Annotated in this window: 13 protein-coding genes; 7 read left to right on the top strand and 6 right to left on the bottom strand. The window is 71.8% G+C overall.

Annotated elements, in window-relative coordinates:
- Window positions 1–22 precede the first annotated feature (22 nt).
- The 6 genes from metH (at window position 23) to hisG (ending at window position 7,535) form a co-directional block, all read left to right on the top strand.
- Window positions 23–3,577: a methionine synthase gene (gene metH, locus Q5425_RS10010; protein ID WP_308671840.1), complete on the top strand. Its 3,555-nt coding sequence runs from the start codon at window positions 23–25 to the stop codon at window positions 3,575–3,577.
- A gap of 42 nt (window positions 3,578–3,619) precedes the next feature.
- On the top strand, window positions 3,620–4,252 hold the full coding sequence (locus Q5425_RS10005) for an HAD family hydrolase (protein ID WP_396135144.1): 633 nt from the start codon (window positions 3,620–3,622) through the stop codon (window positions 4,250–4,252).
- A 59-nt stretch (window positions 4,253–4,311) separates the two neighbouring features.
- Window positions 4,312–5,784 (top strand): AlkA N-terminal domain-containing protein, encoded by a 1,473-nt coding sequence (locus Q5425_RS10000; RefSeq protein ID WP_308671838.1) that lies wholly within the window; start codon window positions 4,312–4,314, stop codon window positions 5,782–5,784.
- Between the two features lie 17 nt (window positions 5,785–5,801).
- The gene (locus tag Q5425_RS09995) at window positions 5,802–6,287 is read left to right on the top strand and encodes a methylated-DNA--[protein]-cysteine S-methyltransferase (protein ID WP_308671837.1); all 486 of its coding nucleotides are present in this window, start codon (window positions 5,802–5,804) and stop codon (window positions 6,285–6,287) included.
- A 103-nt stretch (window positions 6,288–6,390) separates the two neighbouring features.
- Window positions 6,391–6,654, top strand: coding sequence for a phosphoribosyl-ATP diphosphatase (locus tag Q5425_RS09990; protein ID WP_043784093.1), 264 nt, complete (start codon window positions 6,391–6,393; stop codon window positions 6,652–6,654).
- A gap of 35 nt (window positions 6,655–6,689) precedes the next feature.
- Window positions 6,690–7,535, top strand: coding sequence for an ATP phosphoribosyltransferase (hisG, locus tag Q5425_RS09985; protein ID WP_308671836.1), 846 nt, complete (start codon window positions 6,690–6,692; stop codon window positions 7,533–7,535).
- 59 nt (window positions 7,536–7,594) lie between these two features.
- Here the strand turns inward: hisG and Q5425_RS09980 are convergent, their stop codons facing one another.
- The 6 genes from Q5425_RS09980 to Q5425_RS09955 form a co-directional block, all read right to left on the bottom strand.
- Window positions 7,595–8,530 carry a ParA family protein gene (locus Q5425_RS09980; protein ID WP_308671835.1) on the bottom strand — a complete coding sequence of 312 codons (936 nt, stop codon included), beginning with the start codon at window positions 8,528–8,530 and terminating at the stop codon, window positions 7,595–7,597.
- Between the two features lie 64 nt (window positions 8,531–8,594).
- On the bottom strand, window positions 8,595–9,386 hold the full coding sequence (locus Q5425_RS09975) for a thioesterase family protein (protein ID WP_308671834.1): 792 nt from the start codon (window positions 9,384–9,386) through the stop codon (window positions 8,595–8,597).
- Entirely contained in the window at window positions 9,386–10,285 is a 900-nt protein-coding gene (locus tag Q5425_RS09970) for a RecB family exonuclease (RefSeq protein ID WP_308671833.1), read from the bottom strand. Before Q5425_RS09970 ends, Q5425_RS09975 begins: the two co-directional genes overlap by 1 nt.
- Before the next feature lie 159 nt (window positions 10,286–10,444).
- Window positions 10,445–11,236, bottom strand: coding sequence for a SigB/SigF/SigG family RNA polymerase sigma factor (locus Q5425_RS09965; protein WP_308671832.1), 792 nt, complete (start codon window positions 11,234–11,236; stop codon window positions 10,445–10,447).
- Window positions 11,233–11,682 (bottom strand): ATP-binding protein, encoded by a 450-nt coding sequence (locus Q5425_RS09960; RefSeq protein WP_308671831.1) that lies wholly within the window; start codon window positions 11,680–11,682, stop codon window positions 11,233–11,235. Before Q5425_RS09960 ends, Q5425_RS09965 begins: the two co-directional genes overlap by 4 nt.
- A gap of 62 nt (window positions 11,683–11,744) precedes the next feature.
- Window positions 11,745–12,074, bottom strand: a complete 330-nt coding sequence (locus Q5425_RS09955; protein ID WP_308671830.1) for a plasmid stabilization protein — start codon at window positions 12,072–12,074, stop codon at window positions 11,745–11,747.
- Between the two features lie 120 nt (window positions 12,075–12,194).
- Between Q5425_RS09955 and Q5425_RS09950 the strand changes: the two genes are divergently transcribed.
- Window positions 12,195–13,160 (top strand): LLM class F420-dependent oxidoreductase, encoded by a 966-nt coding sequence (locus Q5425_RS09950; RefSeq protein WP_308671829.1) that lies wholly within the window; start codon window positions 12,195–12,197, stop codon window positions 13,158–13,160.
- The last annotated feature ends 15 nt before the right edge of the window (window positions 13,161–13,175 follow it).

The following is a 13,175-nucleotide window of genomic DNA, read 5'->3' as shown; positions in this document are numbered from 1 at the left end:
CACCGGCCTTACGCTGTTCAGCATGTCCGATCGCCTGTCGTCACCGTTCCTCGATGCCCTGCGATCCCGCGTCCTGGTGGCCGACGGCGCGATGGGCACCGCCCTGCAGGCCCACGACCTCAGCCTGGACGACTTCGGCGGTCTCGAGGGCTGCAACGAGATCCTCAACGTCACCCGGCCGGACGTGGTCCGCTCGGTCCACCGCGGCTACCTGGAAGCGGGCGCGGACGCGGTCGAGACGAACACTTTCGGGGCCAATTCGGCCAACTTCGCCGAGTACGGCATCACGGAGCGGATCTTCGAACTCGCCGAGGCCGGCGCGCGGCTGGCCCGCGAGACCGCCGACGAGTTCGCCACGCCGGACCGCCCGCGCTTCGTCCTCGGCTCGGTCGGGCCGGGCACCAAGCTCCCGACGCTCGGCCACGCGCCGTTCACCACGCTGCGGGACGCCTACCGCGAGGAGGTCCGCGGCCTGCTGGCCGGCGGCGCCGACGCGGTGATCGTCGAAACCACCCAGGACATCCTCCAGACGAAGGCGTCGGTCATCGGCGCCAAGCGGGCGATGGCCGCCGAGGGCCGGCACGTGCCGATCCTCGTTTCGCTCACCGTCGAAACGACCGGCACCATGCTGCTCGGCACCGAGGTCGGCGCGGCGCTCGCCGCGCTCGAACCGCTCGGCATCGACGTCATCGGGCTCAACTGCGCCACCGGCCCGGCCGAGATGAGCGAGCACCTGCGGCAGCTGGCCAAGCACGCCCGGGTGCCGCTCTCGGTGATGCCGAACGCCGGCCTGCCGGAGCTGGGCCCGGACGGCGCGGTGTACCCGCTCGGCCCGGAAGCGCTGGTCGAGGCCCTGACCGGGTTCGTCCGGGAGTTCGGCGTCGGCCTGGTCGGCGGCTGCTGCGGCACCACCGGCGAGCACATCCGGCAGCTCGCCGCGGCCGTCGCGGGCACCGCGCCCGTGCCGAGGCGGCCGCGGCCCGAGCCCGGCGTGTCGTCGCTCTACCAGGCGGTGCCGTTCAAACAGGACGCCAGCGTGCTGATGATCGGCGAACGGACCAACGCCAACGGCTCGAAGGCCTTCCGCACCGCGATGCTGGAGGGCCGCTGGGACGACTGCGTCGAGATCGCCCGCGACCAGACCCGCGACGGCGCCCACCTGCTCGACCTCTGCGTCGACTACGTCGGCCGCGACGGCACGGCCGACATGGCCGAGCTGGCCGGGCGGCTCGCCACGGCGTCCACCCTGCCGATCATGCTCGACTCCACCGAGGTCCCCGTGCTGCGCGCCGGGCTGGAACGGCTCGGCGGCCGCTGCGCGGTCAACTCCGTCAACTACGAGGACGGCGACGGCCCGGAATCCCGGTTCACCCAGGTCATGGAGCTGGTGAGCGAGTACGGTGCCGCCGTCGTCGCCTTGACCATCGACGAGGAGGGTCAGGCGCGGACGGCCGGGAAGAAGGCCGACATCGCGTCCCGGCTGATCGCGGACATCACCGGCAAGTGGGGTCTGCGGACGTCCGACGTCATCATCGACGCACTCACCTTCACCATCGCCACCGGCCAGGAGGAGTCCCGCCGCGACGGTGCCGAAACGACCGAAGCCATCCGCGAGATCAAGCGCCGCCACCCCGAGGTCCAGACCACGCTCGGGCTGTCGAACATCTCCTTCGGGCTCAACCCGGCGGCACGGCAGGTGCTCAACTCGGTGTTCCTGCACGAGTGCGTCCAAGCCGGGCTCGACACCGCCATCGTGCACGCGTCGAAGATCCTGCCGATGGCCCGCATCCCGGACGACCGGCGCGCGGTCGCCCTCGACCTCATCCACGACCGCCGCCGCGAGGGCTACGACCCCCTGCAGGAGCTGATGGCCCTGTTCGAGGGCGTCAGCGCGGCGTCGTCGAAGGCGTCGCGCGCCGAGGAGCTGGCCGCGCTGCCGCTGTTCGAACGGCTGGAACGCCGGATCGTCGACGGCGAGCGCACCGGTCTCACCGACGACCTCGACGCGGCCCTGGAGCAGCGGCCCGCCCTGCAGATCATCAACGACACGCTGCTGTCCGGCATGAAGACCGTCGGCGAGCTGTTCGGCTCCGGCCAGATGCAGCTGCCGTTCGTGCTGCAGTCGGCCGAGGTGATGAAGGCCGCCGTCGCCCACCTCGAACCGCACCTGGAGTCCGGTGACGACTCGGGCAAGGGCCGGATCGTGCTGGCCACCGTCCGCGGCGACGTCCACGACATCGGCAAGAACCTGGTCGACATCATCCTGTCCAACAACGGCTACGAGGTCGTCAACCTCGGCATCAAGCAGCCGATCACCACCATCCTCGACGCGGCCGAGGAACACGGCGCCGACGCCATCGGGATGTCCGGGCTGCTGGTCAAGTCGACGGTGATCATGAAGGAGAACCTCCAGGAGATGAACTCCCGGGGCGTCTCCGCGCGCCGGCCGGTGCTGCTCGGCGGCGCGGCGCTCACCCGGTCCTATGTGGAGAACGACCTGACCGAGCTGTACCTCGGCGACGTCCGCTACGCCCGGGACGCGTTCGAAGGGCTGCGGCTGATGGACGCGATCATGGCGGCCAAGCGCGGAGAGTCGCCGCTGGTGGACGCCGACGCGGAGAAGAAGCGTCAGGAGCGCAAGGAACGCCGCGAACGCTCGCTGCGGATCGCCGAGGCGCGCAAAGCCCGCAAGTCCCACGAGGAAGCCCTCGAAGGGCCGCCGCCCGCGCGCTCGGACGTCGCCACCGACGTGCCGCTGCCGACCCCGCCGTTCTGGGGTTCCCGGGTGGTCAAGGGCGTCGCGCTCGCCGACTACGCGGCGATGCTCGACGAGCGGGCGACCTTCATGGGGCAGTGGGGGCTCAAGGGCGCGCGCGGCGGCGCCGGGCCGACGTACGACGAACTGGTGGAGTCCGAAGGACGGCCGCGGCTGCGGTACTGGCTCGACCGGCTGACCGCCGACGGCGTCCTGGCCCACGCGGCCGTCGTCTACGGCTACTTCCCGTGCGTCGCCGAGGGTGACGACCTGGTCGTGCTCACCGAGCCCGAACCCGGCGCGCCGGAGCGGCTGCGCTTCACCTTCCCGCGGCAGCGCCGCGACCGCCGGCTCTGCCTGGCCGACTTCTACCGGCCGCGGGAGGCCGGTGAAATCGACGTCGTGCCGTTCACCGTCGTCACCATGGGCCAGCCCATCGCCGACTACGCGAACGAGCTGTTCGCCGCCGACGCCTACCGCGACTACCTGGAGGTCCACGGCCTCGGTGTCCAGCTGACCGAGGCACTCGCCGAGTACTGGCACGGCCGCATCCGCCAGGAGCTGACCTTCCCCGGCGGTGTGGCGGTCGCCTCAGAGGACCCCGACGACGTCGAGGACTTCTTCAAGCTCGGCTACCGTGGAGCGAGGTTCTCCCTGGGCTATGGCGCCTGTCCCGACCTCGAAGACCGGGCGAAGATCGTCGCCCTCCTCGAACCGGGCCGGATCGGCGTGAAGCTGTCCGAGGAGTACCAGCTGCACCCCGAGCAGTCGACCGACGCGATCGTCTGCCACCACCCGGAAGCCAAGTACTTCAACACCTGAGGAGACTCCACTGTGGACGGTATCGACGCCGTGTTGTGGGACATGGACGGCACGCTCGTCGACTCCGAGAAGCTGTGGGACGTCGCCCTCTACGAGACGGCGGAATCGCTCGGCGGCAAGCTGTCCGAGGAACAGCGGATGACGCTGGTCGGGTCCAACATGGACGACACCTCGGCCTACCTGCTGGAGGTCGTCGGTCTCCCGGTGACGCCCGAGGCGATCGCCTCGACCGGCGCGGAGATCCGCCGCCGCACGGCCGGTCTCTTCGACGACGAGCTGCCGTGGCGCCCCGGCGCCCGCGAAGCGCTGACGGCGGTGCGGGCAGCGGGTCTGCGGTCGGCGCTGGTCACCTCGACCGAGCGCGAGCTGACCGAGCTCGCGCTGAACACGATCGGCCGGGACTTCTTCGACGTCACCGTGTGCGGCGACGAGGTCGACGGCCTCAACAAGCCGCACCCGCGCCCGTACCTCAAGGCGGCCGAGCTGCTCGGCGTCTCGCCGGAGCGGTGCGTCGCGGTCGAGGACTCGCCGCCGGGCACCGCCTCGGCGGTCGCGGCAGGCTGCACGGTGCTGGTGATCCCCAACGACGTCCCGGTCGAGGCGGGGGAGCGGCGCGTGTTCCGCGACTCGCTCGTGGGCGTCGACGTCCCGGCGCTGGCGGCCCTGCTCGGCTGATCACCACCATGTCGTTTTTCCGCTAGCCCCGGGCCGCCGCAGTCCGCGATGCTGGCGGGGTGCATGAGGACTTCGAGCGGTGCGTGCGGGCCGTGCAGGCGAAGGACGCCCGGTTCGACGGGTGGTTCTACACCGCCGTCCTGACGACGAAGATCTACTGCCGGCCCAGCTGCCCGGTGGTGCCGCCCAAGCCGCGGAACATGAGCTTCTACCCGAGCGCCGCGGCCGCCCAGCAGGCCGGGTTCCGCGCGTGCAAGCGCTGCCGTCCCGACGCCAGCCCCGGCTCGCCGCTGTGGAACGAGCGCGCCGACCTGGTGGCGCGGGCGATGCGGCTGATCGCCGACGGCGTCGTCGACACCGAAGGCGTCCGCGGGCTGGCCGCCCGGCTCGGCTACAGCGTCCGGCAGGTCGAACGGCAGGTGTTCGCCGAACTCGGCGCCGGCCCGCTGGCCTTGGCGCGGGCCCAGCGCGCGCAGACCGCACGCACGTTGATCGAGACGACCACGCTGCCGATGACCGAGCTGGCACTGGCCGCCGGGTTCGGCAGCATCCGGACGTTCAACGACACCGTCCGCGAGGTGTTCGCCCTCTCGCCGACGGAGCTGCGCAGCCGCGCGAAGGGCCGGCCCACCGCGGCCCCCGGTGCGCTCGTCCTGCGGCTGCCGTACCGGAAGCCGCTGTGCCCGGACAACCTCTTCGGGCACCTCGTGGCGACCGGCGTGCCGGGCGTGGAGGAGTGGCGGGACGGCGCCTACCGCCGGACGCTGCGGCTGCCGCACGGCCACGGCGTCGTCGCGCTGCGCCCCGGAGACTCCGCTGACGGCCACATCGCCTGCCGGCTCACCCTGGCCGACCTCCGGGACCTGCCGGCCGCGACCAGCCGGTGCCGCCGCCTGCTGGACCTCGACGCCGACCCGGTCGCCGTCGACGACCAGCTCGCCACCGACCCGCTGCTCGCGCCGCTGGTGGCGGCGGCACCCGGCCGCCGGGTGCCGCGGACGGTCGACGGCGCCGAATTCGCCGTCCGGGCCGTGCTCGGGCAGCAGGTCTCGACGGCGGCGGCGCGGACCCACGCGGCCCGGCTCGTCGTCGCGCACGGCGAACCGGTCGAGGACCCCGAGGGCGGCCTGACGCACCTGTTCCCGGCACCGTCGGCACTGGCGTCGCTGGACCCCGAGACCCTGGCCATGCCGCGCAGCCGCCGGCGCACGCTGCTCGGGCTGGTCGCGGCGTTGACGGACGGGCTCGACCTCAGCGCGGGCAGCGACTGGGACGCGGCCCGGGCGGCGCTGACCGCGTTGCCCGGCTTCGGGCCGTGGACGGTCGAGAGCATCGCGATGCGGGCGCTGGGCGATCCGGACGCGTTCCTGCCCACCGACCTCGGCATCAAGTACGCGACGGAGGTTCTGGGCCTCGGCGGCCAGGCCGCCGTCGTCGCCCGTTCCGCGGCTTGGCGCCCCTGGCGCGCCTACGCCACCCAGCACCTCTGGGCCACCGGTGACCACGCGATCAACCGGATGCCCGCGGCATGAACCCGACAGGAGAAATCATGCGTACCCACGCTGTCGTCGACAGCCCGTGCGGCCCGTTGACGCTGGTCGCCGAGGGCGCCGCGCTCTGCGGCCTCTACATGGTCGACCAGCGCCACCGCCCGGACGAGCTGACCTTCGGCTCGCACGACGCGAGCGCGGAGATCTTCGACCGCGCCGAGAGCGAGCTGAAGGAGTACTTCGCCGGGCAGCGCCACGAGTTCGAAGTGCCGCTCGCGTTCGTGGGCACGCCGTTCCAGCGGGCGGTGTGGGCCCAGCTGCGCGAGATCCCCTACGGCACGACGATTTCCTACGGGCAGCTGGCGGACCGGCTGGGCAACCCCACGGCGTCGCGGGCGGTGGGCCTGGCCAACGGCAAGAACCCGATCGGCATCATCGTCCCGTGCCACCGGGTGGTCGGCTCGACCGGCTCGCTCACCGGCTACGGCGGCGGCCTGGAACGCAAGCGGTACCTGCTGGACTTCGAGCAGGGTGCGCTCTTCTGATTCCCAGCCCGTGGGAAGCACGGTCCACGGCAGTGTGAGATGGGCGGCACCCGCGGCGGGGCGGAGGGGCGCCGGGGGGTCCGGGATGGAAGGATCGCGGACCGTGAAGACCTTCGATGAGCTGTTCGCGGAGCTTGCCGAGCGCGCGCGTACCCGTCCCGACGGGTCCGGCACCGTCGCCGCCCTCGACGCGGGAGTCCATGCCCAAGGCAAGAAGGTGCTCGAGGAAGCCGGCGAGGTGTGGATCGCCGCCGAGCACGAGTCCGACGAGCGCCTCGCCGAGGAGATCTCCCAGCTGCTGTACCGGGTGCAGGTGCTGATGCTCGGCCGCGGCCTGTCGACCGAGGACGTCTACCGCTACCTGTGACGGGTGGTCCACCGCTGAACGAGGAGAGAAGCGAAATGCTGCGTGTTGCCGTGCCGAACAAGGGAGCCCTCGCCGCCGCGGCGACGGAGATGCTCGGCGAGGCGGGCTACCGCAAGCGGCATGAGCAGCGCGACCTGACCGTGCTCGACCCGGTCAACGAGGTCGAGTTCTTCTTCCTGCGGCCCAAGGACATCGCCATCTACGTCGGCTCCGGCGAGCTCGACCTCGGCATCACCGGCCGCGACCTCGCGCTCGACTCCGGTGCCGCGGTGGAAGAAGTCCAGGCGCTCGGCTTCGGCGGGTCGACGTTCCGCTACGCGGCCCCGGCCGGCCGGGACTGGAAGCCGGCGGACCTGCACGGCAAGCGGCTGGCGACGTCGTACCCGCGGCTGGTCCGCGACGACCTCGCCCGCCACGGCGTCGAGGCCGAGGTGATCCGCCTCGACGGCGCGGTGGAGATCTCGATCCAGCTCGGCGTGGCGGACGCGATCGCGGACGTCGTCGAGTCCGGCCGGTCGCTGCGGCAGCACAACCTGGTGGCGTTCGGCGACCCGATCTGCGTGTCGGAAGCGGTGCTGCTGCAACGCCGGGGTTCCGAAGAGAGCAAGGCGAAGTCGCAGCTGGCCGCGCGCCTGCGCGGGGTCGTGTTCGCGCAGCAGTACATGATGCTGGACTACGACTGCCCGCGGACGCTGGTGGAGCGCGCGATCGCGATCACGCCGGGGCTGGAGTCGCCGACGGTGGCGCCGCTGGCCGACGACGACTGGGTGGCCGTGCGCGCGATGGTGTCGCGCAAGAAGGTCAACCTCATCATGGACGAGCTCGCCGAGGTCGGCGCGAAGGCGATCCTGGCGTCGGACATCCGGTCCTGCCGCCTCTGACCGCACGCCGCTCGTGAGTGGCAAGGCGGGTTAGAACCCGCCTTGCCACTCACGACCGGTCAGCGTGGGCGGTTGGGCTTCTTCGGCAGCAGGTCGTACAGGCCCTTGCGGGCGCCGTTGTCGTTGACGTTGCGGGCCACCGCCACCTCGGAGATGAAGTCTTCGAAGACGAACTCTTCGTCGGCCGGGACCACCGCCGGGGCCGCGTTCTGCTCCAGGTAGCTGTCCAGCGTGCCCGCGATCTCCCGGAACGACAGCGCCTGCAACGTCTCCGGCGCGTACGTCGTCACCGGGACGCCGTGCGCCGCCGCCTCGTTCATCACCACACCAAGAGGCAGGTGCGACAGCATCGGGATGCCGAAGTCGTACATCTCCTGCAGCGCCGCGGCCGCGTAGTGCGAGATCGGCCGCCGGTACAGGCTCGGCACCAGGCCGAACCACGACAGCGGCTGCCGCCCGACGGTCTGCTCGACGTACCGGACCTGGTCGGCCAGCAGCCGCAGGGCGCGGATGCTCGTCTTGTCCGGCTGGACCGGCACCAGGATGCCGTGCGACGCCGCCAGCGCGTTGTTCGTCAGCACGTCCAGCGCGGGCGGGCAGTCGATGACGCAGTGGTCGTAGTTGGCGAACTGGATGACCCGGGCCAGCTGCCAGCCCGGGACGCGGAACGAGTCGAGCCGCCGGATCAGGTCGAACATCCCCGGTGACGTCGGCACGACGTCGAGCGCGCCGCCGCGCCCGAGGTTGCTGCGCGGGTGCGGGACGACGAGTTCCTCGATCGGGCCCTTCCACGTCTTGGCCAGCGCCTTCGCCAGGCTCGGCCGGTCCGCGGGCACCTCGGCCAACCCGAGCATCTCGGTCGTCGCGTGGCCCTGCGGGTCGAGGTCGACCAGGAGCACCCGGCGGCCCTTCTCGGCCAGTGCGGCCGCGGTGCCGACGCTCAGTGAGGTCTTGCCGACCCCGCCTTTCTGGTTGACCACCGAGGTGATCTGCATGCCGGAGCGCTCCTCAAGTCGGTCGTTCCGCGAAGGTTATTGGATACGGGCCCGTTGTGGGTGGCTATCCGCCCCCGGCCTGTCGCGGCCGGACCATCAGCGCCTGCGCGCCGGTGGCCACCGGGCCGCCGTCGTCGTGCAGGATGCTCGTCGCCGTGCCGATGCCGTGGTGGCCCACCAGCGTCACCGCGTCGAGGCCGATCCACTCGCCCCGGGGTACCCGCCGCAGGTGCACGGTGAGCTCGGAGTTGATGAACCACCACTTCCGCGGGTCGAGGTAGTTCGACACGCCGTTGCCGGAGTCGGCGACGGCGAACAGCCGCTGCAGCCCGCTCGGCTCCTCGCCGTCGACCAGCGGGACGCGCTGGCGCGCCCACACCGCTGCCGGGCCGGGCACGTCCATGCCGCCGCGCACCGCCCGCCACTCGACCGCGTCGAGGTAGCCGCCTTGCCAGCCCTCCGGCCACGGCGACTCTTCGACGCTGCCGGGCCCGGGCAGCAGCGGGCCGGCGTCGGTGCCGACCTCCGCCGTGTCCGACGTCGCGATGCGCCACGCCGAGGCCCGCGCCACCACACGATCGGTGCTCGCCAGCTCCGCCTGCAGCAGCTCGACCGACCGGCCGGGCCGCTCGACCCGGGCCCGCACGGTGAGCTCGGCGACCGGCGCCGGGCCGAGGATCTCCACGGTCACGCGCGCGAGTTCGGCCGGGTGGGCCGATCCGACGGTTTCGAGGGCGCGTACGAGCAACGCCGACGGCGGGCCGAAGTGCTGGGCGTCCGGGGTCCACGGCCCGGCGGTGTGCCCGGTCGCGGAGTACCGGTCGCCGCCGAGCGGGACGTAGAAGGCGTCGGCCATCAGTCGGCCCGGTCCAGCGGCGTTTCGTCGCCCGCGTCGGGCTCCGGCCAGCCGGGGTAGTCGGGCGGCGTGCCGCCGTACTCCGGGCAGTGCGCCTGGTGGTCGCACCAATTGCACAGCTTGCTCTTGTTCGCCCGGAAGTCGCCGGTCTTGCCCGCCTTGAGGATGGCCTGCCAGATGGCTTCCAGCGTGCGCTCGAAGCGCAGCAGCTCGGCTTCGTCGGGTGTGTAGGCGAGCGACTGGCCGTCGGTCAGGTACATGAGCTTCAGCTGGCGCGGCACGATTCCGCGCAGCCGCCACAGGACCACGGCGTAGAACTTCATCTGGAACATCGCCTTGGCCTCGCCGATCTCGCGCGGCGCGGCACCGGTCTTGTAGTCGACGACCCGGATCTCGCCGGTCGGCGCGACGTCGAGGCGGTCGATGTAGCCGCGCAGCAGGACGCCGGAGCCCAGCTCGATCTCGACGTGCAGCTCGCAGGCTTCGGGTTCCAGCCGTCGCGGGTCTTCCAGCTCGAAGTAGGCGTCCAGCAGCTTTTCCGCCGACCGCAGCCACTCCGCGTGGTCGCCGGGCTTCCCGCCGTCGAACAGCTCGGTCCACTCCGGACGGTCGGCGGACAGGTCCGTCCACGCCGGCCCGAGCAGCTCGCGCGCCCGGGGCGGGACGCGTTCGGCGGCCGGGAGGGCGAAGAGCCGTTCGAGGACGGAGTGGACGAGCGTGCCGCGCAGCTGGGCCTTGGTCGGGACTTCCGGCAGCCGGTCGACCGCGCGGAACCGGTAGAGCAGCGGGCACTGCTTGAAGTCGCTGGCCCGGGACGGCGACAACGCGGGCCGCCGCCGCACCTCGGTGGCGACGGCGGTGGCTGGGGGTTCCGTGGTGACGGTGTCGGCGTCGGGCATGGGCAGAGCGTAACGCCGGGGTCCGACAGTTCCGGCGACCGCAACGCCCGCACCCCGCCCAAGCGCCCCAATGTGGCGTTGGGTGCGTCCAACGCACCCAATGTGGCGTTCGGTGCGTCCAACGCACCGAACGCCACATTGGGGCGCTTTGAAGGGGGCTCAGGCGTCGCCGGTGAGCTTGCCGCGCAGCTGCTCCAGGGTCTGCGACAGCAGCCGGGAGACGTGCATCTGGGAAATGCCGACCCGGTCGGCGATCTGCGTCTGCGTCAGCCCGCCGAAGAAGCGCATCACCAGGATCGCGCGCTCGCGCTTCGGCAGTTCCTGCAGCAGGGGCTGGAGGGCCTCGTGGTTCTCGACCATGGCCATCTCGTGGTCCGGTTCCCCCATGGTGTCCGCCAGCGACAGCGCCTCGGCGTCGTCGTGCACCGGCTTGTCGACCGACAGCGCCTGGTAGGCGTTGCCCGCCAGGAGCCCTTCCCGGACCTCGTCGACGTCCAGGCTCAGGTGCTCGGCCAGCTCGGTCGGCGTCGGCGCGCGGCCGAGGCGCTGGGAGAGCACCGCCGAGCCCTGGCTCAGCGAAAGGTGCAGCTCCTTGAGCCGGCGGGGAACCCGCACGGACCAGCCGGTGTCGCGGAAGTGCCGCCGGACCTCGCCCATGATCGTCGGGACGGCGAAGGAGAGGAAGTCGTGGCCGCGGGTGGGGTCGAACCGGTCGACGGCGTTGATCAGGCCGATCCGCGCCACCTGGACCAGGTCTTCCCGGGGCTCGCCGCGACCGGAGAACCGGGTCGCGATGTGCTCGGCCAGCGGGAGCAGCTCGGTGACCAGCTTGCTCCGCACCACCTCCCGCCGCGGGTCGTCGGCGTCGAGCTCGCCCAGCTCCCGGAACAGCGGTTCGCAGTGGGCGTATTCGTCCGGGCGGTGGAGGAGGGTTTTCCGCTCGCTGCTCACGCGCTCGTTCCCGGGTTCAGCACCAGCTCGATCGTGACGATGCCCGCGCCTCCACCGGGAAGGACGTCGCAGTGCGCGGTCACCGACCGGCTCAGGGTGGTCAGGACGTGCCAGCCGAACGTGCGGTCGCTCGGCGGGCGCGGGTCGCTCGACCGGGTCGAGACGACGACGTGCAGGCCGTCGGGGGCCAGGCGGAACTGGCACTGCAGCTGGGCGCCGAGCTCGGCCAGCTGGACGAGCTGTGCGCACGCCTCGTCGACGGCCATCTTGGCGTCGGCGATGGCGTCCAGCCCGAAGTCCGCCCGCGACACCACGCCGTGCGTCAGCATCCGGACGAGCGGGATCTGCTCCGCCATCGCGGGGAGCCGCAGCTCGACGAGTTCGTCGAGCAGCTCGTCGAGCGTCGGCTTCGCGCCGAACGAGCTGCCGCTTCGAGTTTCTTCCATGCGCGAGGTACTACCCATCTGGGGGAATGCTGACACTTCGTGGTCGGGAATTTCGGGTTTTGTCACCGGCCCAGCGCCCGTTCGAGTTCCTTCTTGGTCATCTTCGACCGGCCGTCGATCTTCCGCTTCTTCGCCTCGTTGTAGAGCTGGTCCTTCGTCGGGCCGCCCGGGCCCTTGCGGTTGCCGGACCGCTCCCCGCCGCGCTGCTGCGGCGACTTGTCCTTCAGGGACGTCTTGCTGGCCTGCCGGGACTCGCCCGACTGCGCGCGGTTCTTGTTCACCGTCCTGGCGGCGATCTCCTTGGCCCGTTTTGTGCTCGCGCCGCGTTCCTCGGCCGAGTCCTTGACGTGCTCATACTGGCGCTCGCGCTTGCCGCTCCACGACTGAGGCATGCCCGCTCCCTTCGTCTCGCGGGGCGGGTACCCGTTCGATCACCCGGTAAACGTCCCGGTCGGGCGGGTTACCGGCCGCCGGGGACGGGTACGCGGAGGGCCGAGCGAGAGGAGGGGCCGATGCGGATCGGCTACACCTTGATGACCGAGCAGGCGGGCCCGGGCGACCTGGTCCGGTTCGCCGCCGGTGCGGAACAGGCCGGCTTCGACTTCGAGGTCATGAGCGACCACTACTCGCCCTGGCTGGACGAACAGGGCCACGCGCCGTACGCCTGGGCCGTGCTGGGCGCGGTCACGCAGGTGACCGAGCGCGCCGAGCTGATGACGTACGTGACCTGCCCGACCATGCGCTACCACCCGGCGGTGGTGGCCCAGAAGGCGGCGACCGTGCAGGCCCTCTCCAACGGCCGGTTCACCCTCGGCCTCGGCGCGGGCGAGAACCTCAACGAACACGTCGTCGGCCGCGGCTGGCCGCCGGCCAACGTCCGGCACGAGATGCTGGCCGAAGCCGTGCAGATCATCGGCGGCCTGTTCGACGGCGGCTATTTCAACTACGACGGCAAGCACTTCCGCGTCGACTCGGCGAAGCTGTGGGACCTGCCGGAGCGGCGGGTCCCGATCGGGGTCGCCGTGTCCGGCTCGCAGTCGGTCCAGCGGTTCGCCCCGGTCGCCGACGTGATGATCGCCGTCGAACCGAAGGCGGAGCTGTCCCGGGAATGGGACGCCACCCGGCTCGGTGGCGCGCCGAGCCGCAAGGTCGGGCAGCTGCCCGTGTCGTGGGGCACCGACCGCGACGCCGCGGTCAAGCGGGCGCACGCGCAGTTCCGGTGGTTCGCCGGCGGCTGGAAGGTCAACGCCGAGCTCCCCGGACCGGCCGGGTTCGCCGGCGCGACGCAGTTCGTCCGCGAGGAGGACGTCGCCGGCTCGATCCCGTGCGGCCCCGACGTCGAGCCGATCGCCGAGGCGGTGCGCGAGTTCGAGAAGGCGGGCTTCACCGACGTCGCGCTGGTCCAGATCGGTGGTGACCAGCAGGACGGCTTCCTCGACTTCGCCGAAAAGGAGTTGCTCCCGGCATTGCGCGGCTGAGTTCACGAGGGCAGG

The sequence above is a fragment of the Amycolatopsis sp. A133 genome, from assembly GCF_031082405.1.
In the GTDB taxonomy this organism is placed as follows: Bacteria; Actinomycetota; Actinomycetes; order Mycobacteriales; family Pseudonocardiaceae; genus Amycolatopsis.
Note: the sequence above shows the minus strand (reverse complement) of the source record. Positions and strands in the feature narration are given on the sequence as shown.